Origin of the sequence: Pseudomonas sp. TH08, from assembly GCF_016651275.1 — a bacterium.
In the GTDB taxonomy this organism is placed as follows: domain Bacteria; phylum Pseudomonadota; class Gammaproteobacteria; order Pseudomonadales; family Pseudomonadaceae; genus Aquipseudomonas.
This window is the reverse complement of sequence record NZ_JAEKEE010000001.1, coordinates 867,612-888,601: the sequence shown is the minus strand read 5'-3', so window position 1 is coordinate 888,601 and position 20,990 is coordinate 867,612. Positions and strand designations below refer to the sequence as shown.

Annotated in this window: 19 protein-coding genes; 14 read left to right on the top strand and 5 right to left on the bottom strand. The window is 60.1% G+C overall.

Annotated elements, in window-relative coordinates:
* Positions 1-2 precede the first annotated feature (2 nt).
* Entirely contained in the window at positions 3-1,232 is a 1,230-nt protein-coding gene (gene serA / locus JFT91_RS04230) for a phosphoglycerate dehydrogenase (RefSeq protein ID WP_201146813.1), read from the bottom strand.
* Between the two features lie 206 nt (positions 1,233-1,438).
* Here serA and JFT91_RS04225 point away from each other — a divergent pair, with 206 nt between their 5' ends.
* The 4 genes from JFT91_RS04225 (at position 1,439) to JFT91_RS04210 (ending at position 5,796) form a co-directional block, all read left to right on the top strand.
* Complete coding sequence (locus JFT91_RS04225) at positions 1,439-2,833, top strand: D-2-hydroxyglutarate dehydrogenase (protein WP_201231658.1); 1,395 nt, start codon at positions 1,439-1,441, stop codon at positions 2,831-2,833.
* A gap of 41 nt (positions 2,834-2,874) precedes the next feature.
* The gene (locus tag JFT91_RS04220) at positions 2,875-3,540 is read left to right on the top strand and encodes a fumarylacetoacetate hydrolase family protein (protein ID WP_053124802.1); all 666 of its coding nucleotides are present in this window, start codon (positions 2,875-2,877) and stop codon (positions 3,538-3,540) included.
* A gap of 290 nt (positions 3,541-3,830) precedes the next feature.
* Positions 3,831-4,754, top strand: a complete 924-nt coding sequence (locus tag JFT91_RS04215) for an SdiA-regulated domain-containing protein (protein ID WP_201231657.1) — start codon at positions 3,831-3,833, stop codon at positions 4,752-4,754.
* 112 nt (positions 4,755-4,866) lie between these two features.
* On the top strand, positions 4,867-5,796 hold the full coding sequence (locus JFT91_RS04210) for an SdiA-regulated domain-containing protein (RefSeq protein ID WP_201231656.1): 930 nt from the start codon (positions 4,867-4,869) through the stop codon (positions 5,794-5,796).
* A 169-nt stretch (positions 5,797-5,965) separates the two neighbouring features.
* Here JFT91_RS04210 and rpiA read toward each other — a convergent pair whose 3' ends face one another.
* Positions 5,966-6,640 carry a ribose-5-phosphate isomerase RpiA gene (gene rpiA / locus JFT91_RS04205; RefSeq protein WP_201231655.1) on the bottom strand — a complete coding sequence of 225 codons (675 nt, stop codon included), beginning with the start codon at positions 6,638-6,640 and terminating at the stop codon, positions 5,966-5,968.
* Positions 6,641-6,952: 312 nt separating this feature from the next.
* On the opposite strand from rpiA, the gene ilvA reads away from it, so the two are divergent.
* The 4 genes from ilvA to JFT91_RS04185 are packed head-to-tail and all read left to right on the top strand — an operon-like array spanning position 6,953 to position 10,656.
* Positions 6,953-8,467, top strand: coding sequence for a threonine ammonia-lyase, biosynthetic (ilvA, locus tag JFT91_RS04200; protein ID WP_041072159.1), 1,515 nt, complete (start codon positions 6,953-6,955; stop codon positions 8,465-8,467).
* A gap of 39 nt (positions 8,468-8,506) precedes the next feature.
* The gene (locus tag JFT91_RS04195; RefSeq protein WP_201231654.1) at positions 8,507-8,920 is read left to right on the top strand and encodes a DUF2269 family protein; all 414 of its coding nucleotides are present in this window, start codon (positions 8,507-8,509) and stop codon (positions 8,918-8,920) included.
* Positions 8,921-8,935: 15 nt separating this feature from the next.
* Positions 8,936-10,192, top strand: coding sequence for an SDR family oxidoreductase (locus JFT91_RS04190; RefSeq protein ID WP_201231653.1), 1,257 nt, complete (start codon positions 8,936-8,938; stop codon positions 10,190-10,192).
* Positions 10,189-10,656 (top strand): DUF2269 family protein, encoded by a 468-nt coding sequence (locus JFT91_RS04185; protein WP_201231652.1) that lies wholly within the window; start codon positions 10,189-10,191, stop codon positions 10,654-10,656. The genes JFT91_RS04190 and JFT91_RS04185 overlap by 4 nt, the downstream gene beginning before the upstream one ends.
* Before the next feature lie 45 nt (positions 10,657-10,701).
* Here JFT91_RS04185 and JFT91_RS04180 read toward each other — a convergent pair whose 3' ends face one another.
* Complete coding sequence (locus JFT91_RS04180; protein ID WP_201231651.1) at positions 10,702-11,358, bottom strand: histidinol-phosphatase; 657 nt, start codon at positions 11,356-11,358, stop codon at positions 10,702-10,704.
* Positions 11,359-11,501: 143 nt separating this feature from the next.
* On the opposite strand from JFT91_RS04180, the gene JFT91_RS04175 reads away from it, so the two are divergent.
* Together JFT91_RS04175 and ptsP are read left to right on the top strand one after the other, a co-directional pair.
* Positions 11,502-11,981: an RNA pyrophosphohydrolase gene (locus JFT91_RS04175; RefSeq protein ID WP_003229203.1), complete on the top strand. Its 480-nt coding sequence runs from the start codon at positions 11,502-11,504 to the stop codon at positions 11,979-11,981.
* 22 nt (positions 11,982-12,003) lie between these two features.
* Entirely contained in the window at positions 12,004-14,283 is a 2,280-nt protein-coding gene (gene ptsP / locus JFT91_RS04170; RefSeq protein ID WP_201229065.1) for a phosphoenolpyruvate--protein phosphotransferase, read from the top strand.
* 159 nt (positions 14,284-14,442) lie between these two features.
* Here the strand turns inward: ptsP and JFT91_RS04165 are convergent, their stop codons facing one another.
* On the bottom strand, positions 14,443-15,189 hold the full coding sequence (locus JFT91_RS04165; protein WP_201231650.1) for an NRDE family protein: 747 nt from the start codon (positions 15,187-15,189) through the stop codon (positions 14,443-14,445).
* Between the two features lie 129 nt (positions 15,190-15,318).
* On the opposite strand from JFT91_RS04165, the gene JFT91_RS04160 reads away from it, so the two are divergent.
* The 3 genes from JFT91_RS04160 (at position 15,319) to JFT91_RS04150 (ending at position 18,018) form a co-directional block, all read left to right on the top strand.
* Positions 15,319-16,101 carry a sulfite exporter TauE/SafE family protein gene (locus tag JFT91_RS04160; protein WP_201231649.1) on the top strand — a complete coding sequence of 261 codons (783 nt, stop codon included), beginning with the start codon at positions 15,319-15,321 and terminating at the stop codon, positions 16,099-16,101.
* Positions 16,102-16,180: 79 nt separating this feature from the next.
* Positions 16,181-16,996, top strand: a complete 816-nt coding sequence (gene lgt, locus JFT91_RS04155) for a prolipoprotein diacylglyceryl transferase (RefSeq protein ID WP_201229059.1) — start codon at positions 16,181-16,183, stop codon at positions 16,994-16,996.
* 50 nt (positions 16,997-17,046) lie between these two features.
* The gene (locus tag JFT91_RS04150; RefSeq protein ID WP_201231648.1) at positions 17,047-18,018 is read left to right on the top strand and encodes a thymidylate synthase; all 972 of its coding nucleotides are present in this window, start codon (positions 17,047-17,049) and stop codon (positions 18,016-18,018) included.
* A gap of 125 nt (positions 18,019-18,143) precedes the next feature.
* Here JFT91_RS04150 and cadR read toward each other — a convergent pair whose 3' ends face one another.
* The gene (gene cadR / locus JFT91_RS04145) at positions 18,144-18,593 is read right to left on the bottom strand and encodes a Cd(II)/Pb(II)-responsive transcriptional regulator (protein ID WP_007964189.1); all 450 of its coding nucleotides are present in this window, start codon (positions 18,591-18,593) and stop codon (positions 18,144-18,146) included.
* Positions 18,594-18,677: 84 nt separating this feature from the next.
* On the opposite strand from cadR, the gene JFT91_RS04140 reads away from it, so the two are divergent.
* Complete coding sequence (locus JFT91_RS04140) at positions 18,678-20,987, top strand: heavy metal translocating P-type ATPase (RefSeq protein WP_201231647.1); 2,310 nt, start codon at positions 18,678-18,680, stop codon at positions 20,985-20,987.
* Positions 20,988-20,990: the final 3 nt, after the last annotated feature.

The window sequence follows — 20,990 nt, the reverse complement described above, 5'->3', positions numbered from 1 at the left end:
GATCAGAACAGAACACGGCTACGGATAGTGCCGTTGATGTGCTGCAGCTTCTCTTGCGCCAGGTCCGAGTACTCGGCGTCGACGTCGATCACCACGTAGCCAACCTTCTCGTTTGTCTGCAGGAACTGACCGGAGATGTTGATGCCGTTTTCGGCGAAGACCTTGTTGATCTCGCTCATCACACCCGGGATGTTCTCGTGGATGTGCAGCAGGCGGTGCTTGCCAGGGTGAGCCGGCAGGGCCACTTCCGGGAAGTTCACCGACGAAACGGAGGTACCGTTGTCGCTGTACTTGACCAGTTTCTCTGCGACTTCCAGACCGATGTTGGCTTGCGCTTCAGCGGTCGAGCCACCGATGTGCGGGGTCAGGATCACGTTGTCGAGGCCACGCAGCGGGCTTTCGAACTCTTCGTCGTTGGAGCGTGGCTCCACCGGGAACACGTCGATGGCCGCGCCGATCAGGTGCTTGTCCTTGATCGCGTCCGCCAGGGCGTCCAGCTCGACCACGGTGCCGCGTGCTGCGTTGATCAGGATGCCGCCCTTCTTGATGGCGCGGATTTCCTTCTCGCCGATCATCCACTGGGTCGCAGCGGTTTCCGGAACGTGCAGGGTGACGATGTCGGACATGCCCAGCAGGTCGTGCAGGTTGCCGACCTGAGTGGCGTTGCCCAGCGGCAGCTTGGTCACGGTGTCGTAGAAGAACACCTGCATGCCCAGACCTTCGGCCAGAACCGACAGCTGAGTACCGATCGAGCCGTAGCCGACGATGCCCAGCTTCTTGCCACGGATCTCGAAGGAGTTGGCCGCAGACTTGATCCAGCCGCCACGGTGGCAGGAAGCGTTTTTCTCAGGGATGCCGCGCAGCAGCAGGATCGCCTCGGCCAGCACCAGCTCGGCAACGGAGCGGGTATTGGAGTACGGCGCGTTGAACACGGCGATGCCGCGCTCGCGGGCAGCACTCAGGTCAACTTGGTTGGTGCCGATGCAGAAACAGCCGACCGCTACCAGCTTCTTCGCGTGATCGAAGATCTCTTCGGTCAATTGGGTGCGCGAACGAATGCCGATGAAGTGAGCGTCAGCGATCTTTTCCTTCAACTGGGCTTCCGGCAAGGAACCTGTCAGGTATTCGATGCTGGTATAGCCCGCCGCCTTGAGGACGTCGACAGCCGATTGGTGGACGCCTTCGAGAAGAAGGAACTTGATCTTGCTCTTATCGAGAGAAGTCTTGCTCATCTGCGTAAACCTGTATCCCGGAGAAAAATGGCAGGGAGGGGCGCAGCCTGGAGCTGACCCAAACGGCAGGAAAGCCGTTACCGCAGATCAGGCCTTGGGCACTGTCCTGCGGGGTCGATATGCTAGCATAGCCGCCCCGCTAAACACTCATTCCTGCGACGTGAAGCGTTCTCAGGATGACCATGAATTGTTCGAGAGTTCTGTCGATGACCAATCCTGCCCTGATTGATGAACTGAAGACCCTGGTCGAGCCTGGCAAGGTCCTGACCGACGCCGACTCCCTGAATGCGTACGGCAAGGATTGGACCAAGCACTTCGCCCCGGCGCCCAGCGCCATTGTGTTTCCCAAGACCATCGAGCAGGTGCAGGCCGTTGTCCGTTGGGCCAACACGCACAAGGTCGCGCTGGTGCCATCAGGCGGGCGCACCGGCCTTTCCGCCGCTGCGGTGGCCGCGAATGGCGAAGTGGTCGTGTCGTTCGACTACATGAATCAGATTCTCGGCGTGAACCTCACTGACCGCACCGCCGTTTGTCAGCCGGGCGTGGTCACCGAGCATTTGCAGAACGTCGCCGAAGAAAAAGGCTTGTACTACCCGGTAGACTTCGCTTCGGCGGGTTCCAGCCAGATTGGCGGCAATATCGGCACCAATGCCGGCGGGATCAAGGTGATTCGCTACGGCATGACCCGCAATTGGGTCGCCGGCATGAAAGTTGTCACCGGCAAGGGCGACGTGCTTGAACTGAACAAAGACCTGATCAAGAACGCCACCGGTTACGACCTGCGTCAGCTGTTCATTGGTGCTGAAGGCACCCTCGGTTTCGTCGTCGAAGCGACCATGCGCCTCGATCGTGCGCCGAAAAACCTCACCGCGATGGTCCTCGGCACCGCCGATTTCGATTCGATCATGCCGGTGCTGCACGCTTTCCAGGGCAAGCTTGACCTGACGGCGTTCGAATTCTTCTCCGACAAAGCCCTGGCCAAAGTCATGGGTCGCGGCGACGTACCGGCGCCGTTCGAAACCGACTGCCCGTTCTACGCATTGCTGGAATTTGAAGCGACCACCGAAGAAGTGGCCAACAGCGCGCTGGAAACCTTCGAACACTGCGTCGAACAGGGCTGGGTGCTGGACGGCGTCATGAGCCAGAGCGAAACCCAGTTGCAGAACCTGTGGAAACTGCGCGAATACATTTCCGAGACCATCTCGCACTGGACCCCGTACAAGAACGACATCTCGGTCACCGTCTCGAAAGTGCCAGCGTTCCTGAAGGAAATCGACGCGATCGTCGGCGAACACTATCCGGATTTCGAAATAGTCTGGTTCGGCCACATCGGCGACGGCAACCTGCACCTGAACATCCTCAAACCGGATAACCTCAGCAAGGACGAGTTCTTCGCCAAGTGCGCGACCGTCAACAAGTGGGTGTTCGAAACCGTCGAGAAGTACAACGGTTCGATCTCCGCTGAGCACGGCGTGGGCATGACCAAGCGCGATTACTTGACCTACAGCCGCTCGCCGGTTGAGATCGAGTACATGAAAGCGGTCAAAGCGGTGTTCGACCCGAACGGCATCATGAATCCGGGCAAGATCTTCGCGGTTTGATCTGTAATCTTTGATGAATCAATGAAGGCAGGAGTCGGTAAATGAGCTATCAGCACCAGTACGTCGACGGCACGCGCATCCACTTCCCGATCGGGAAAGTCGTATGCATTGGCCGCAATTACGCCGAACACGCCAAAGAACTGGACAACCCGGTGCCTACCGAGCCGTTGCTGTTCATCAAGCCGGGCAGTTGCGTGGTTGAGCTGGAAGGCGGTTTCGCCATTCCGACCGAGCGCGGTTCGGTGCACTACGAAGCGGAAATCGCGGTGTTGATCGGTAAGCCATTGTCGACCAAACCGAGTCGCGAAGAAGTGCTCGACGCGATCTCCGGTTTCGCCCCGGCGCTGGATCTGACCCTGCGCGACAAGCAGGCCGAGCTGAAAGCCAAGGGCCTGCCGTGGGAAATCGCCAAGTCGTTCGATGGCGCGGCGGTGATTGCACCCTTCGTGGTCGGCAGCACCTTTGCTGATCTGACCGACATCGGCATTCGCCTGACCATCAACGGTGAAGTCCGTCAGGACGGCAACAGCAGCGCGATGCTCAACCCGATCGTGCCGATGATCCAGCACATGGCTGGCTGCTTCTCGTTGCAGGCTGGCGACGTGATTCTCACTGGCACGCCGGTCGGTGTCGGCCCGCTGAATGTTGGCGATGACATCGTTCTGGAACTGGTCGGCGCCAGCAGCTTCAACAGCAGCGTTCGCTAACCCGCCATTCCTGTCATGTGAGCTTTGTGGTGAGGGGATTTATCCCCGTTGGACTGCGCAGCAGGCCCAAGATTTTTGGGGCCGCTTCGCGACCCAACGGGGATAAATCCCCTCACCACAGAAGTAAGTCTCGGCATTCATCGATGTGATCGCTTCTGCAAAGGTGCAGGGTAATCCCGCCATTTGCCGTTTTTTTCACATTCTGTCTGGATAATTTCCGCAATTCTGGCGTCTGAGCCGGCCTCTTTGTGCTATTACCCATAGCCTGAATTTTCGGAACGCGTCCTTCGATGTCATCTCAAACTCAGCTCAAAACCACCCGTCGCTCGCGTTTCTTCATGCGCTGGTACCTCTGGTTGTTGTTGGCGGTCGCTGCCGTTTATGGCTTGGCGTTCGCCATGCATTGGGATGATCGGGCATTGCTTTGGGTGCATGAGCGCTTTGAAAGCCAGGCCGAGCAGAAAGAAAGCATCTGGCTGCCGGATTACCGCGCGGTGATTGACGCGAAACTGCTGCCGGGCATGGAAAAAGACGAAGCCTCCGACCTTTCCTACAACCCGCAGACCAAAACCCTGTTCTCGGTGATGGGCAAGAACCCGTTCCTGGTCGAGCTGACCTTGCAGGGTGATGTGCTGCGCAAGATGCCGTTGGTGGGTTGGGTCAATCCGGAAGGGCTGACCGTGATGGAAAACGGTCTGATGGCGATTGTCGATGAGCGCGAGCATATTCTGACCATCGTCAAGGTCGATGCCGATACCCGCCAATTGAACATCGCTGATTTCCCGAAATACGATCTCGGCCCTTCGGCCAATCAGAACAAGGCCTTTGAGGCGATCACCTGGGATCCGCGCAATCAGCAACTGCTGCTGGGCGAGGAGCGGCCGCCGGCGCTGTTCACCTGGAAAAGTGATGGCAGCCAGGTCTTGAAGGGTGAAAAGCAGAAGCTCGTCAGCGACGAACTGGATATCCGCAATCTCTCGGCGCTGGCAATCGACCCGCGCACCGGCCACACGTTGGTGTTGTCCGCTGATTCGCATTTGTTGCTGGAATTGGACGAGAAGGGCGAACAAGTCAGCTTCATGACCCTGCTGAGCGGTTTCAACGGCCTGAAAAAGACCATCCCCCGCGCCGAAGGCGTGACCATGGACGAGGCGGGCACGCTGTACATGGTCAGCGAGCCGAACCTGTTCTACCGCTTCGAAAAACAGAAATGATGTTCCTGAGCTGCCACATGGTTCTCTTGTGGTCGCGGGCAAGTGGCCATTAAGCTTCAGTTCAGACAGGCGTGATATTTCATCCGCCTGTTTTGATTCAGAGCCCGCCCGAATGCGTCGACTTGCCCGTCCCAAACCTCTGGTTGTCCTCCTCTCAGTGATTGCCCTGATCGCGTTGATTGCGATCGGCCAATACATGCGCCTGTTCGAACGTGCCTGGTTCAACCTGCATGCGCTGTGGCAACCGCAGAGCAGCGAATCCATTGGGCTGGATAAATATCGCGTGGCAATTGAGGCACGGGTCATCGACGGTCTGGACGACGATGTTTCAGCGCTGACCTTCGATCCGGTGCGCAAAAGCCTGTTCACTGTGACCAACAAGAATGCCGAGCTGGTCGAGCTGTCGCTGGAGGGCAAGATCCTGCGGCGTATTGCGCTGATCGGTTTCGGCGACCCTGAGGCGGTGGAGTTCATCAGCGCTGACACCTACGTGATCACCGACGAGCGTCAGCAGCGTCTGATCAAGATTCATCTGGAAGCAGACACGACCTTTCTCGATGCGGCCGACGCCGAGCAGATGACCCTCGGCGTGCACATGAGCGGTAACAAGGGTTTCGAGGGCTTGGCTTACGATTCCGTGGGCAAGCGCTTGTTTGTGGCGAAAGAGCGCGATCCGATGCTGATTTATGAGGTGCACGGTTTTCCACACTTCAACCCGGAAAAGTCCTACGCCGTGCATGTGATCAACGATCCCAAGCGCGATGCCGGGATGTTTGTCAGGGATTTATCCAGCCTGCAATACGACGAGCGCAGCGGCCATTTGCTGGCGCTGTCGGATGAGTCGCGGTTGATTCTGGAGCTGGATGTCGACGGGCGCCCGTTGAGCACGATGTCGATCAGCGGCGGCCGTCAGGGTTTGCAGAAAACCGTGCCGCAAGCGGAAGGGATTGCGATGGATGACGACGGCACGTTGTATCTGGTGAGCGAGCCGAACCTGTTTTACGTCTTCAAAAAACCAGCACAGCCTCGACCAGCACCATAAAACACTGTGGGAGCTGGCCCTGTGGTGAGGGGATTTATCCCCGATGGGCTGCGAAGCGGCCGCAAAAAAGGGTCTGCTGCGCAGTCCATCGGGGATAAATCCCCTCGCCACAAAGGCTCACTCCTACAGGGGGTATTTCGTCTGCCCACAATTGTGTGGGTGACTGGGCCTACTCAGCCTTCAGGGTTTTCACGCCTTCGCTGGTACCCAGCAACAACAAGTCCGCCGGACGCGCCGCGAACAAGCCGTTGGTGACCACGCCGACGATTGCATTGATCTGCGCTTCCAGTTCGACCGGGTTGGTGATCTGCATATTGAACACGTCGAGGATGATGTTGCCGTTGTCGGTCAGCACGCCTTCGCGGTAGACCGGGTCGCCGCCCAGTTTCACCAGTTCGCGAGCGACGTGGCTGCGAGCCATCGGGATCACTTCGACCGGCAGCGGGAACTCACCAAGCACCGGCACCAGTTTGCTGGCGTCGGCGATGCAGATGAAAGTCTTGGCCACGGCCGCGACGATCTTCTCGCGGGTCAGCGCAGCGCCGCCGCCCTTGATCAGATTCAGGTGCGAATCGCTTTCGTCGGCGCCATCGACGTAGAACTCGAGGTCGCTGACCGTGTTCAACTCGTACACCGGAATCCCGTGGCCTTTCAGGCGCGCGGCGGTGGCTTCGGAACTGGCGACCGCGCCATCGAACGCGCCCTTGTGCTGGGCCAGGGCGTCGATGAAGCAGTTGGCGGTGGAGCCGGTGCCGACCCCGACGATGCTCTTGTCGTCGAGTTTGGGAAGGATGAAGTCGACGGCGGCCTGAGCCACTGCCTGTTTGAGTTGATCCTGGGTCATGCGGGCTCCGGAAGCGGGCAAGGGGAGAACGGAAAGGCCGGCATTATATCCCCATGCCCGGCGAAAACTCCTGTGGCGAGGGGATTTATCCCCGTTCGGCGGCGCAGCCGTCGTAAAACCAGAGAACGCGGTATTCGCGAAAGAGTGGCGGGGAGCGCTTCGCACTCCAACGGGGATAAATCCCTTCGCCACAATGGTGCTCGCTCAAGAATGGATTTCCAGACCGTAAAACCACCTGTTTAGTGTGGTCGCCCGGGCAAAAGCCGGGTTAGACTCCTTGGCCCTGCCCAACCCGCTCAGTGATGCTTTCCGATGCTCGAACAGTACGTCAAAAAGATCCTCACCTCGCGCGTTTATGACGTTGCCGTAGAAACCCCGCTGCAGAACGCTCGCCAGCTCTCCGAGCGGCTGGGCAACGACATTTGGCTCAAGCGCGAAGACTTGCAGCCGGTGTTCTCGTTCAAGATTCGCGGCGCCTACAACAAACTCACTCAACTGACTGACGAAGAGCGCGCCCGTGGCGTGGTCACTGCGTCGGCGGGCAACCATGCGCAGGGTCTGGCCCTGGCGGCGAAAGTGCTGGGTGTGAAAGCCACCATCGTCATGCCCAAAACCACTCCCGAGATCAAAGTCGAAGGCGTGCGTTCGCGCGGCGGCAAAGTGGTGCTGCACGGCGACTCGTTCCCGGAAGCTTTGGCCTACTCGCTGAAACTGGTTGATGAAAAAGGCTACGTCTACATTCACCCGTACGATGATCCGCACACCATTGCCGGGCAGGGCACCGTGGCAATGGAGATTCTGCGTCAGCACCCGCAGCCACTGGACGCGATTTTCGTCCCGGTCGGCGGCGGCGGCTTGATCGCCGGCATCGCCGCGTACGTGAAATACCTGCGTCCGGACATCAAAGTCATCGGCGTTGAGCCGGACGACTCCAACTGCCTGCAAGCGGCGATGGCGGCGGGCGAGCGCGTGGTGCTGCCGACTGTGGGCATCTTCGCCGACGGCGTGGCGGTGGCGCAGATTGGCCAGCACACCTTCGATATCTGCAAAGATTATGTCGATGAAGTGATCACCGTCAGCACCGACGAGATCTGCGCGGCAATCAAGGATATCTACGACGATACCCGCTCGATCACCGAACCTGCCGGCGCCTTGGGCGTTGCCGGGATCAAGAAGTACGTCGAACTGCGCGGCGTCAGCGGCCAGACGTTCGTCGCCATCGACTCCGGCGCCAACGTCAATTTCGATCGCTTGCGTCACGTTGCCGAGCGCGCCGAGCTGGGTGAAGGCCGCGAAGCGATCATCGCCGTGACCATTCCCGAGAAGGCCGGCAGCTTCAAGGCTTTCTGTGAAGCCATCGGCAAACGCCAGATCACCGAATTCAACTACCGCTACAACACCGGCAGCGAAGCGCACATCTTCGTCGGCGTGCAGACTCACCCGGAAAACGATCCGCGCAGTGCGTTGCTGGCGAGCCTCACCGAGCAGGGTTTCCCGGTGCTTGATCTGACCGACAACGAACTGGCTAAGCTGCACATTCGCCACATGGTCGGTGGGCATGCCGCGCATGTCATCGATGAAGTGGTGTTTCGCTTCGAGTTCCCGGAGCGTCCGGGTGCGCTGTTCAACTTCCTTAACAAGCTCGGTGGGCGCTGGAACATCTCGATGTTCCACTACCGCAACCACGGTGCGGCGGATGGTCGTGTGGTCGCGGGCCTGCAGGTACCGCACGACGAGCGTCATCTGGTGCCGGCGGCGCTGGAAGAAATCGGCTACCCGTATTGGGATGAGAGTGAGAACCCGGCCTATCAGCTGTTTTTGGGCTGAGCGGCTACGCTGATGGGCACGTCCCAAGGAAGACAAAGTATGGAAACCCTGACCACCCTGAAAGTCCTGCATGTCGCCGCGACAGTCGTGTTGCTGGTCTGTGGTATCGGCCTCGCGTACCTGGCCTGGCGCAAGCGCAGCGAGGGAGCGGCGAGCACGTTACGTCGCCCGTGGATTTTCGTCTGGTGCCTGATGTTGCTGTGCATGTTCAGCATGCCCTTCAGCGGCTGGTGGCTGGTGCACCTGGTTGGCTGGCCGTTGGGGCAGACCTGGATGCTGTTTTCCAGCGTGATCTACGCCGTGGCGACGCTCAGCACATTATGGTTGCTGGCGCGCCTGAACCGCGTGCGGATCGGCCAGGCCGGTCATTGGAAATTCACCCTGATTCTGGCAATCATCAGCGCCATCGGATTTCTCGCGATTGCCGGATTGATGGGCGCAAAACCGGTTTAAGCCACAAGGATTGTGATGAAAATTCTCTTGGTGGGCGGCACCGGGTTTGTCGGCCGCCACCTTCTGCGTGCGCTGTGCAACGCAGGCCATTTCGTCATTGCTACCAGTCGCGAACCGCAAGTGCCGGGATGGCCAAGTGTCGAATGGCGCCAGCTCGACCTCGGTGTGCTGGCGGTTGATCCCGCACATTTTGCTTTGCCTGACGGTATCGACTTGCTGATCAATGCCGCCGGCTTGTTGAGCGTGGATGAGCAAGCGTTGAGCCTGATCCAGGATCGTGGCGCTCGGGCATTGTTCGATCTGGCCGCACGCCAGAGCGTTCGGGTTCTGCAGATTTCAGCGCTGGGTGCAGCGGCACAATCCGATGTGCCGTTTCTGGCGAGCAAAGGCCAGGCTGACGACTATCTGCTGAAGCTGGACACCGTCGCGGTGGTGCTGCGCCCTTCGCTGGTGCTCGGCGCCGGCGGGACGAGCAGTCTCTGGCTCGCGGGGCTTTCGCCCTGGCCATTGATTCCCTTGCTGGATCTCAAGGCCCGCTCGCAACCCATCCATATCGATGATGTGGTAGGCGCGGTACTGGCGCTGTTGCGGCAATGGCCGGCGCATTCGCGGGTTTTGCCGTGTGTCGGGCCTGAGCCGATGACGCTGGCTCAGGTCATTGATTGTTTGCGCCGGGCGCAGGGTTGGACGCCGGGGCGATACGTACAGATACCGAAACTGTTGCTGCGCACGGGCAGTTGGCTGGGAGAGCGTTTCGGCTGGCGAGCATTGAATCGGCAGAGCGTGAAACTGGCGCAGCGTGACAACCTCGCTGATCCCGATGTGCTGACTTCCAATTGCGGCTATCAAGCCGCTGCGCTGCACACTCGCCTGCAAGATTGGCCGAGTGTTTCCCAGAGTGCTCAACGCGCGTTGCGCCCGTTGATGCTGGTGGTAATGGCGCTGATCTGGCTGGGTACTGCTGCGGTGTGCCTGGGCCCCGGTTACCCATGGGGCCTGCGGATCATGGCCGAAGCCGGCGTGCATGGCTTGTGGGCACAGTGCGCGGTGATCGCTGGTGCCATGATCGATGGGGTGTTGGGTGTCGCCATGTTGTTCAGCCGTTGGCGCCGGCAAGCGTTGCGACTGCAATTGGGGTTGATGCTCGCCTACACCGTCTTCATAAGTTTCGTGCTGCCCCACTATTGGGCTGATCCTTACGCGGCCGTCGGCAAAAATCTGGTGCTGATGGTGGCTACTTTATGGCTTCTGTGGACTGAACCTCGCCGATGAGCGCTTATCTGCTGCTGAAAACCCTGCATATTCTGTCGTCGACGATTCTCTTCGGGCTGGGTGCCGGTTCGGCTTATTACGCGCTCAGGGCGTGGCGTTCGGGCAAGGTCGAAGTGATTGCCGTGACCTTCAAGCATCTGGTGTTTGCCGACTGGGCGTTCACTGCCACGACGGCCGTGTTTCAGCCGTTGAGTGGCCTGGGGTTGATGCACATGGCCGGTTGGCCGCTGCAGCAGACGTGGCTGATGTGGAGCATTGGCCTGTATGTCCTGGCCGGGGTTTGCTGGTTGCCGGTGGTCTGGTTGCAGATCCGCGTGCACCGGATGGCCGATCAGGCGCTGTTGCAGGGAACGCCGATGCCTTTAAAAGCCTCGACCTACATGCGCTGGTGGTTTGCCTTGGGATGGCCGGCATTTCTGGCGTTTATGGGGATTTTCTACTTGATGGTGGCAAAGCCTGCGTGAGGCTGTGCCCACAGCCATGTCGAAAGCGCTGTGGGCAAGCGGATATCAGTCGCGCAGGCTGATGACTGGCCATCTACGCTTCTCGGCCTCGGCGCGCAGATTCGGATCCGGATCGACAGCGACGGGATTCGCCACCTGCTCAAGCAGCGGCAAGTCATTCATCGAATCGCTATAGAAATAGCTGTCGTCCAACGAATACCCGGTCTCTTTCAGCCAACGGTTCAGGCGCGTTACCTTGCCTTCCCGGAAGCACGGAACATCGGTGCTGCGCCCGGTGTAACGGCCATCGACCATTTCACATTCAGTGGCGATCAAGGTTTCAACGCCCAGACGCACCGCAATCGGTGCGGTAACGAAGCGGTTGGTCGCGGTGATGATCACCAGTTTGTCGCCAGCGTCGCGGTGCTTTTTCAGCAGTTCCAGCGCCTGCGGCAGCATGATCGGTTCGATGCAGTCGCGCATGTAATCGTTGTGCCATTGATCGAGCACGGCCATTTCGGTGCGGCCGAGGATTTCCAGGCAGAAGTTCAGGTACGCGGCGTTATCCAGTTTGCCGGCCAGGTAATCCTGATAGAACTCGTCGTTACGCGCTTTGTACGCAATCGGGTCGAGGAAACCGCGTTCACACAGATAGTCGCCCCAGGCGTGATCGCTGTCGCCGCCCAGAAGGGTGTTGTCCAAATCGAATAGAGCCAGGCGCATTGCAGTTACCCGCTGATAAGTCTGTAAAAAGGCGACAAGAATACGGTCTTTTCACAAGAGTGCACATAAGGTAGGAAGCTTCGTTGCCGCCTTATCAACCTTTGTGGAACAATGCGGCGACATGCGTTTGCGAGGTTGTTGCCGTGATCGACCCCGATGGTTTCCGCCCCAATGTCGGGATCATTCTGACGAATGACGCCGGCCAGGTGCTATGGGCTCGCCGTATCAATCAAGATGCCTGGCAGTTTCCGCAAGGGGGAATCAACCCTGAGGAGACGCCGGAAGACGCCTTGTACCGCGAGCTGAACGAAGAAGTTGGCCTGGAACGTGAAGATGTTGAAATACTGGCCTGTACTCGGGGCTGGTTGCGCTATCGTTTGCCGCAACGTCTGGTGCGTACCCACAGCCAACCGCTGTGCATCGGCCAGAAACAGAAATGGTTTCTCCTGCGCCTGATCTCCAACGAGCAGCGGGTGCGGATGGATTTGACCGGTAAACCGGAGTTCGATGGCTGGCGCTGGGTCAGCTATTGGTATCCGTTGGGCCAGGTGGTGACATTCAAGCGCGAGGTGTATCGCCGCGCCCTCAAAGAGCTTGCCCCGCGCCTTTTAGCGCGCGACTGACGACGGAGTTCGACCCCGAGCCATGCTCAATACGCTGCGCAAGATCGTCCAGGAAGTTAACTCCGCCAAGGATCTCAAGGCGGCGTTGGGGATTATTGTGTTGCGCGTCAAAGAGGCCATGGGCAGCCAGGTCTGCTCGGTCTACCTGCTTGATCCCGAGACCAACCGCTTCGTCCTGATGGCCACCGAGGGCTTGAACAAGCGCTCGATCGGCAAGGTCAGCATGGCACCCAACGAAGGTCTGGTGGGTCTGGTCGGCACGCGTGAAGAACCCCTGAACCTCGAAAACGCTGCGGATCACCCGCGCTACCGCTACTTCGCCGAAACCGGTGAAGAGCGTTATGCCTCGTTCCTCGGTGCCCCGATCATTCACCACCGCCGCGTTGTTGGCGTGTTGGTCATCCAGCAAAAAGAACGCCGCCAGTTCGATGAAGGTGAAGAAGCCTTCCTCGTGACCATGAGCGCGCAGCTCGCCGGGGTCATCGCCCACGCCGAGGCCACCGGTTCGATCCGTGGTCTGGGCCGTCAGGGCAAGGGTATTCAGGAAGCCAAGTTCGTCGGCGTGCCGGGTTCACCGGGGGCGGCGGTCGGTACCGCCGTGGTCATGCTGCCGCCGGCCGATCTCGACGTGGTGCCGGACAAGACCATCACCGACATCGACGCTGAGCTGGCGCTGTTCAAGACCGCCATTGAAGGCGTGCGCGCCGACATGCGCGCCTTGTCGGCCAAACTCGCGACCCAGCTGCGCCCGGAAGAGCGTGCGTTGTTCGATGTGTACCTGATGATGCTCGACGATGCCTCGCTGGGCAGCGAAATCACCACGGTGATCAAGACCGGCCAGTGGGCTCAGGGCGCCCTGCGTCAGGTGGTCACCGAACACGTCAACCGTTTCGAACTGATGGACGACGCCTACCTGCGTGAGCGCGCCTCGGACGTCAAAGACCTTGGTCGCCGTCTGCTCGCCTACTTGCAGGAAGAGCGCCAGCAGAACCTGGTCTACCCGGAAAAAACCATTCTGGTCAGCGAAGAACTGACGCCGGCCATGCTCGGCGAGGTGCCGGAAGGCACGCTGGTCGGTCTGGTCTCGGTACTCGGTTCGGGTAACTCGCACGTGGCGATTCTGGCCCGAGCCATGGGCATTCCGACGGTGATGGGTCTGGTCGACCTGCCGTACGCCAAGGTCGACGGTATCGAAATGATCGTCGACGGCACACGCGGCGAGGTCTACACCAACCCGAGCGAAGTGCTGCGCAAGCAGTTCGCCGAAGTCGTCGAAGAAGAGAAACAACTGGCACTGGGCCTCGACACCCTGCGCGACCTGCCGTGCGTGACCCTTGATGGCCACCGCATGCCGCTGTGGGTCAACACCGGGTTGCTCGCCGACGTGGCGCGGGCGCAGAAGCGTGGCGCCGAAGGTGTCGGCCTGTACCGCACCGAAGTGCCGTTCATGATCAACCAGCGCTTCCCGAGCGAGAAGGAACAACTGGCGATCTACCGCGAACAGCTCGCCGCGTTCCACCCGCAACCGGTAACCATGCGCAGTCTGGATATCGGCGGTGACAAGTCGCTGTCGTACTTCCCGATCAAGGAGGACAACCCGTTCCTCGGCTGGCGCGGTATTCGCGTGACCCTCGACCACCCGGAAATCTTCCTGGTGCAGACCCGCGCGATGCTCAAGGCCAGCGAAGGCCTGAACAACCTGCGGATTCTGCTGCCGATGATCTCCGGCACTCACGAACTCGAAGAAGCCTTGCACCTGATCCACCGGGCGTGGGGCGAAGTGCGCGACGAAGGCACTGACGTGCCGATGCCGCCGATCGGCGTGATGATCGAGATTCCGGCAGCGGTCTACCAGACCAAGGAATTGGCGCGGATGGTCGACTTCCTGTCCGTCGGTTCCAACGACTTGACCCAATATCTGCTGGCGGTCGACCGCAACAACCCGCGTGTGGCCGACCTCTACGACTACTTGCATCCAGCGGTGCTGCAAGCCCTGCAAACCGTGGTTCGCGATGCCCATGCCGAAGGCAAACCGGTGAGTATCTGCGGCGAAATGGCCGGTGATCCGTCGGCAGCGGTGCTGTTGATGGCAATGGGTTTTGACAGCCTGTCGATGAACGCCACCAACTTGCCGAAGGTGAAGTGGATGTTGCGGCAGGTCAATCTGAGCAAGGCCAAGGAGTTGCTGGCGGAGTTGATGACCATCGATAACCCGCAAGTTATCCACAGCTCGCTGCAATTGGCGCTCAAGAACCTCGGGTTGTCGAAGATCAATCCGCCGGCGGTCGTCAAAGCCCTCTAACACCCTGAGGGCCCTGTGGCGAGGGAGCTTGCTCCCGCTGGAGTGCGGAGCGCTCCCAATTCGGTCAATGAGGTTCTTCAGAGAAATCGCATTGGCTGAATTGCGGCTGCTTCGCAACCGAGCGAGAGCAAGCTCCCTCGCCACAATGGTTGCTCGCTTTCAGGTATTGATCTCAACCTCACCCAAATGCCCGCCATACGGCCCAAAACTCCGCTCCACCATCCGCCGCGTGCCGTCCGCCTGGACGATCAACGCGGTACTCGCCCGCGTGCCGTAACTCTGGCTGGCAATAAACACACTCGACAGCAGTGATTCCGTCGCCAGCCCGACCCCGGTGTCCGGCAACTCGGCAAACGGCGCGGTCTGCGCATCGCTCAACAACGCCAACAATCGCGCAGGCTGCGGATCATCCAGCACTGCGCGCAACGCCGCTCTGGCCTTGAGCAGCTTCGGCCACGGCGTGTCCAGTCCCGCGTTGGATAACCCGTAAACCCCAGGCTCAAGCATCACCGGCTCCGACATCCGCGCATTGAAGTGCCACATTTCATGGCTATTGCCGAGCAGCAGGTTGAATCCGGCGTATTCCGGTGCGCGGGCGACCACGTCGCTCAAATAATCATCAATCGACAGATTACCGGCGAGGAACCGCGCCACCAGTTCACCCCGCGACTTGCGCGCTGGCGGCTGGTGCGGGTCGCGAATATTGGTCAGTGCGGCGAAGCGGCCGTTGGCACCGATCCCCAGCCAGGTACCGCCCGCCTCAAGGTCGCGGCCGGCGTGCACATCCGGCGCTTCAGGCCATTGCGCCAGCGGCAGGCTGGGGCGTGCGTAGAACTCGTCACGGTTGGCCGCGACGATCAGCGGCTGGGCATGGCCCGGGCGCCAGGCAAAAACGATCAGGCACATAAGGTTGTCCTTGTGTGTTTTTTGCCCACTCTACGCATCCGGCGCCCGTGCATCCATCGCCAGTGGAGCAGAAGGCCGCGCATCCGTTACCATGCCGCTCCGGTTTTGGGATGCGTCTGGGAGAAGGACATGGAATTTCTGCTCTATCTGGCGCTCGGCGCCTGCGCTGGCGTGTTGGCCGGGCTGTTCGGTGTCGGTGGTGGGATCATCATCGTTCCGGTGCTGGTGTTCAGTTTCACCTTGCAGGGCTTTGATCAGTCGATTCTCACGCATCTGGCGGTCGGTACGTCGCTGGCGACGATCATCTTCACCTCGGTCAACGCCGTGCGTGAACATCACCGTCGCGGCGCGGTGCGCTGGCCGATTTTCATGTGGATGACCGTCGGTATTCTGCTCGGTGCCGGTTTTGGTGCGCTGACCGCTGAAGCGATTTCCGGGCCCAATCTGCAAAAAGTCATCGGTGTGTTCGCCCTGGTGATCGCTGTGCAACTGGCGCTGGAGGTAAAACCCAAGGCCAGCCGAACGGTGCCGGGTAAACTCGGTCTGACCGTGGCCGGCAGTGTGATTGGCTGGGCCTCGGCGATTTTCGGCATTGGTGGCGGCTCGTTGACCGTGCCGTTTCTGACCTGGCGCAGCGTGCCGATGCAGCAAGCCGTGGCGACGTCGTCGGCCTGTGGCCTGCCGATCGCTTTGGCCAGTGCATCAAGTTTCATGATTCTGGGCTGGCACGATCCATTGTTGCCGCCGCATAGTCTCGGTTTTGTCTATTTGCCTGCGTTGTTGGGCATCGCCCTGACCAGCATGGTGTTCGCCCGTCTCGGCGCGCGCCTGGCGCACAAGTTGTCGCCGCGCTTGCTGAAAAGGCTGTTCGCCGCTTTGCTGTTCTGCGTGGGTGTGAGCTTTCTGCTTTAGCCGCGCCGCAATCCTGGCTTAATCCTGAGGTGGCAGCGTCGCCCGGGAATTTTGGTTTCAACTCTAACGAGGAGTCGCAATGCTGCCTTACCCGCAGATCGACCCGGTGGCACTGTCCATCGGTCCGCTGAAAATCCATTGGTACGGCCTGATGTACCTGATCGGCATCGGCGGTGCGTGGCTGCTGGCGTCGCGCCGGCTCAACCGCTTCGACCCGACCTGGAGCAAGGAGAAACTCTCCGATCTGATCTTCTGGCTGTCGATGGGCGTGATCGTCGGCGGACGTCTGGGCTACGTGCTGTTCTACGATCTGAGCGCCTACCTCGCCAACCCGACGCTGATTTTCGAAGTGTGGAAGGGCGGCATGTCGTTCCACGGCGGCTTTATCGGCGTAATGCTGGCTGCATTGTGGTTCGGCAAGCGCAACGGCAAGTCGTTCTTCCAGTTGATGGACTTCGTCGCACCGATGGTGCCGATCGGCCTGGGAGCCGGGCGCATCGGTAACTTCATCAATGCCGAATTGTGGGGCAAGGCGACCGACGTGCCATGGGCCATGGTCTTCCCGCCATTCAGCGATCCGGCGCAACTGCCGCGTCACCCGTCGCAGCTGTATCAGTTCGCGCTCGAAGGCGTGGCGCTGTTCCTGATCCTGTGGATTTTCTCGCGCAAGCCGCGTCCGACCATGGCCGTTTCCGGCATGTTCGCACTGTTCTATGGCATCTTCCGTTTCATCGTCGAGTTCGTCCGCGTGCCGGATGCGCAGCTCGGTTACTTGGCGTGGAACTGGCTGACCATGGGCCAGGTGCTCTGTGTGCCGATGATCATCGGCGGGCTGTTCCTGATCTGGCTGGCCTATCGTCGCGCGCCGGCAGCACCGCTCGCTCCAACGGCTTAAACTACGAACCCCGCCGCGCGACGGCGGGGCTCAAAGGACACAGGTAACTCATGAAGCAATATCTCGAACTGGTCTCGCACGTCATTCAGAACGGCAGCAAACAGGCCAACCGCACCGGCATCAACACCATCAGCTTTCCGGGGGCGATGCTGCGTTTCGATCTGCAGGAAGGTTTTCCGGCGATCACCACGCGCAAAATGGCCTTCAAATCGGCCATCGGCGAGATGTGCGGCTTTCTCCGTGGCGTCAACAACGCCGCTGAATTCCGCGCGCTGGGCTGCAAGGTCTGGGACCAGAACGCCAACGAAAACGCGCAGTGGCTGGCCAACCCGTTCCGCCAGGGTGACGACGACCTCGGCGAAATCTACGGTGTGCAATGGCGCAAATGGCCGGCGTACAAGCAGATCCCGCTGAGCAACACGGCAGCCATCGAGCAAACCTTGAGCAATGGCTACAAGCAGATCGCTCAAGGCGAAGAAGACGGCCAGGCTTACGTGGTGCTGTACAAAGCCATCGATCAGGTGCGTCAGTGCGTCGACACGATCATCAACGATCCGGGTAGCCGCCGCATTCTGTTCCACGGCTGGAACGTCGCACAGCTGGACGAAATGGCCCTGCCGCCGTGCCATCTGCTGTATCAATTCCACCCGAATGTCGAGACCAAAGAGATTTCTCTGACCCTCTACATCCGCTCCAACGACCTGGGTCTGGGCACACCGTTCAACCTCACCGAAGGCGCCGCGCTGCTGAGCCTGATCGGTCGCCTGACCGGTTACACGCCGCGCTGGTTCACCTATTTCATCGGTGATGCACACGTCTACGAGAACCATTTGGACATGCTCAACGAACAGCTCAAGCGCGAGCCGTTTGCCATGCCGAAACTGAGAATCTCCGACCGCGTACCGGAATTTGCCAAGACCGGCGTGTACCAGCCGGAATGGCTGGAACTGGTCGAACCGAGCGACTTCTCCCTCGAAGGTTACGAGCACCATGCGCCAATGACCGCGCCAATGGCGGTCTAAGCCGTTGCACAAATCCCCTGTGGGAGCGAGCCTGCTCGCGAAAGCGTTACATCAGGCAAAGCAGTGTCGCCTGACACTACGCATTCGCGAGCAGGCTCGCTCCCACATTTGGTTTTGCGTGAGTCTTAATGGCCGTGGCTGCGGCCTACGTGGGAGTGTTCGACTTCGGTTGCGACGACTCCGCCGCTGACTTCCAGCCGCTGCAAAATTCCGCATTGATCGGCCCCGGGCCCTTCGCCACAGCGTTGGCGCAGGTCGAGCAACTGTGTCTGCAACGCCAGTAACCCGTCAATCCGCGCCTTCACGTGCTGGATGTGCTCGTCGATCAGCGTGTTCACGCTTGCACACTGATCCTGTGGGCTGTCACGCATGGCCAGCAGGCTGCGAATTTCTTCGAGGGTCATGTCGAGGGTGCGGCAGTTGCGGATGAAGGTCAGGCGCTCGGCGTGGGCCTGGGTGTAGACGCGGTAATTGCCGTCGCTGCGGGCTGGCTCCGGCAGCAGGTTTTCGCGCTCGTAGTAGCGGATGGTTTCCACGGCGCAATCGGTCAGTTTGGCCAGTTCTCCGATCTTCATGACGGCAATCTCCAAAAGGGTGCTTGACCCTATAGTGGCTACAGGGTCTTTACTTGGCAACAGGCACCTTCATGGACGCGACCAATGAGCGATTCCCAGCACACCCACAAGCCCGGCGACGGGCACGATCACAGTCATAAATTGCAGCCTGTGCATAAGCATTCCCATGTCGGCGATTCCTGCTGCGGGTCGAAAGTTGCAGCACCGGCACCGGTACATTCGCACGAAGATTCCTGCTGCTCGTCGCAAGCCGCCGCGCCTGCGCTGGTGCAACTGAGCGAGAAAACCAGCGCCGATGCGCGGTTGAGCAGTTTCCGCATCGAGGCGATGGACTGCCCGACCGAGCAGACGCTGATCCAGAACAAACTCGGCAAACTCGCCGGCGTTGAACAACTGGAATTCAACCTGATCAATCGCGTCCTCGGCGTAACCCACACGCTGCCGGGCACGGAGCCCATCACCGAGGCGATCAAATCCTTGGGCATGCACGCCGAGCCGTTGGAGGCGGGCGTCGACGCGCCAGCACCTGCGCCTGTGAAAAAACACTGGTGGCCGCTGGCACTGTCCGGCATCGGTGCGCTTGCTGCCGAAGTCATCCACTTCACCAACGCTGCGCCAACCTGGGTGGTGGCAATCATCGCGCTGGTGTCGATCCTCAGCGGTGGCCTGACCACTTATAAAAAGGGCTGGATTGCCCTGAAGAACCGCAACCTCAACATCAACGCGCTGATGAGTATTGCCGTGACCGGTGCAATCCTCATCGGTCAGTGGCCAGAAGCGGCGATGGTGATGTTTCTGTTCACCGTGGCTGAATTGATTGAAGCGCGTTCGCTGGACCGTGCGCGTAACGCCATCGGCGGCCTGATGCAGATGACGCCCGAGCAGGCCACCGTACAGCAGGCTGATGGAAGTTGGCTCGAACAGGACGTGAAAACCGTCCAGTTGGGCGCGCGCGTTCGGGTCAAACCCGGCGAACGTATTGCGCTCGACGGCGAAGTGGTCAGCGGCAGTTCGACCATCGATCAGGCGCCGATCACTGGCGAGAGTCTGCCGGTAGAGAAAACCGTCGGCGACAAAGTCTTCGCGGGCACCATCAACCAGGCCGGTTCGCTGGAATACGCGGTCACCGCTGCGGCGAACAACTCGACGTTGGCGCGCATCATTCACGCCGTCGAGCAGGCTCAAGGTGCGCGGGCACCGACCCAGCGCTTCGTCGATCAGTTCTCGAAAATCTACACGCCCGTGGTGTTTGTGTTTGCCTTGGCCGTGGCGATCATCCCGCCGCTGTTTATGGGCGCCGTGTGGTTCGACTGGATCTACCGCGCGCTGGTGTTGCTGGTGGTTGCGTGCCCATGTGCGCTGGTGATTTCCACCCCGGTGACCATCGTCAGCGGCCTAGCCGCAGCGGCGCGCAAAGGCATTCTGGTCAAGGGCGGCGTGTACCTGGAGGGCGGTTTCAAGCTCGATTATCTGGCGCTGGATAAAACCGGGACGATCACCCACGGCAAACCGGTGCAGACCGATTATCTGTCCCTCGACCCGACCGCTGAAGCGACGGCCCCGGCGATTGCCGCAGCGCTGGCCGGGCGTTCCGATCACCCGGTCTCGCTGGCCATCGCCAACGCCGCTGTGGATAAAAACTTCGCAGCGCTGATTGTGGATAACTTCGAAGCGCTGGGCGGGCGCGGTGTGAAAGGTGACATCAACGGCCAGACCTATCACTTGGGCAACCATCGGCTGGTCGAAGAACTGGGTCTGTGCTCGCCACAACTCGAAGAAAAGCTGTTTGCGCTGGAAAAGCAGGGCAAATCCGTGGTGTTGCTGCTCGACAAGTCCGGCCCACTGGCGCTGTTCGCTGTGGCCGACACCGTCAAGGAGACCAGCCGTGAAGCGATCCGTCAGCTGCATGCACTGGGCGTGAAAACCCTGATGCTCACTGGCGACAACGTCCACACCGCGCAAGCGATTGCGGCGCAGGTCGGTATTGATCAGGCCAGGGGCGACTTACTGCCGACTGACAAACTTCAGGCCATTGAAGAACTGTACAAACAGGGCCATCGGGTCGGCATGGTCGGCGACGGCATCAACGATGCGCCGGCGCTGGCCCGCGCCGAGATCGGTTTTGCCATGGCCGCTGCGGGCACCGACACGGCGATCGAAACCGCCGATGTCGCGCTGATGGACGATGATCTGCGCAAGATCCCGGCTTTCATCAGCCTGTCGCGCAACACCGCCAGTATCCTGAAACAGAACATTGCGTTGGCGCTGGTGATCAAGGCTATCTTTCTTGCGGTAACCTTCGCCGGGCTCGCCACCATGTGGATGGCGGTGTTCGCTGACATGGGCGTGAGCCTGTTGGTGGTGTTCAACGGTTTACGCCTGCTGCGTAAATAGAAG

What these genes read in the sequence shown, in the direction of transcription:
- serA (WP_201146813.1), bottom strand. Translation starts at nt 1,232, where the DNA reads ATGAGCAAGACTTCTCTCGATAAGAGCAAGATCAAGTTCCTTCTTCTC.
- JFT91_RS04225 (WP_201231658.1), top strand. Translation starts at nt 1,439, where the DNA reads ATGACCAATCCTGCCCTGATTGATGAACTGAAGACCCTGGTCGAGCCT.
- JFT91_RS04220 (WP_053124802.1), top strand. Translation starts at nt 2,875, where the DNA reads ATGAGCTATCAGCACCAGTACGTCGACGGCACGCGCATCCACTTCCCG.
- JFT91_RS04215 (WP_201231657.1), top strand. Translation starts at nt 3,831, where the DNA reads ATGTCATCTCAAACTCAGCTCAAAACCACCCGTCGCTCGCGTTTCTTC.
- JFT91_RS04210 (WP_201231656.1), top strand. Translation starts at nt 4,867, where the DNA reads ATGCGTCGACTTGCCCGTCCCAAACCTCTGGTTGTCCTCCTCTCAGTG.
- rpiA (WP_201231655.1), bottom strand. Translation starts at nt 6,640, where the DNA reads ATGACCCAGGATCAACTCAAACAGGCAGTGGCTCAGGCCGCCGTCGAC.
- ilvA (WP_041072159.1), top strand. Translation starts at nt 6,953, where the DNA reads ATGCTCGAACAGTACGTCAAAAAGATCCTCACCTCGCGCGTTTATGAC.
- JFT91_RS04195 (WP_201231654.1), top strand. Translation starts at nt 8,507, where the DNA reads ATGGAAACCCTGACCACCCTGAAAGTCCTGCATGTCGCCGCGACAGTC.
- JFT91_RS04190 (WP_201231653.1), top strand. Translation starts at nt 8,936, where the DNA reads ATGAAAATTCTCTTGGTGGGCGGCACCGGGTTTGTCGGCCGCCACCTT.
- JFT91_RS04185 (WP_201231652.1), top strand. Translation starts at nt 10,189, where the DNA reads ATGAGCGCTTATCTGCTGCTGAAAACCCTGCATATTCTGTCGTCGACG.
- JFT91_RS04180 (WP_201231651.1), bottom strand. Translation starts at nt 11,358, where the DNA reads ATGCGCCTGGCTCTATTCGATTTGGACAACACCCTTCTGGGCGGCGAC.
- ptsP (WP_201229065.1), top strand. Translation starts at nt 12,004, where the DNA reads ATGCTCAATACGCTGCGCAAGATCGTCCAGGAAGTTAACTCCGCCAAG.
- JFT91_RS04165 (WP_201231650.1), bottom strand. Translation starts at nt 15,189, where the DNA reads ATGTGCCTGATCGTTTTTGCCTGGCGCCCGGGCCATGCCCAGCCGCTG.
- JFT91_RS04160 (WP_201231649.1), top strand. Translation starts at nt 15,319, where the DNA reads ATGGAATTTCTGCTCTATCTGGCGCTCGGCGCCTGCGCTGGCGTGTTG.
- lgt (WP_201229059.1), top strand. Translation starts at nt 16,181, where the DNA reads ATGCTGCCTTACCCGCAGATCGACCCGGTGGCACTGTCCATCGGTCCG.
- JFT91_RS04150 (WP_201231648.1), top strand. Translation starts at nt 17,047, where the DNA reads ATGAAGCAATATCTCGAACTGGTCTCGCACGTCATTCAGAACGGCAGC.
- cadR (WP_007964189.1), bottom strand. Translation starts at nt 18,593, where the DNA reads ATGAAGATCGGAGAACTGGCCAAACTGACCGATTGCGCCGTGGAAACC.
- JFT91_RS04140 (WP_201231647.1), top strand. Translation starts at nt 18,678, where the DNA reads ATGAGCGATTCCCAGCACACCCACAAGCCCGGCGACGGGCACGATCAC.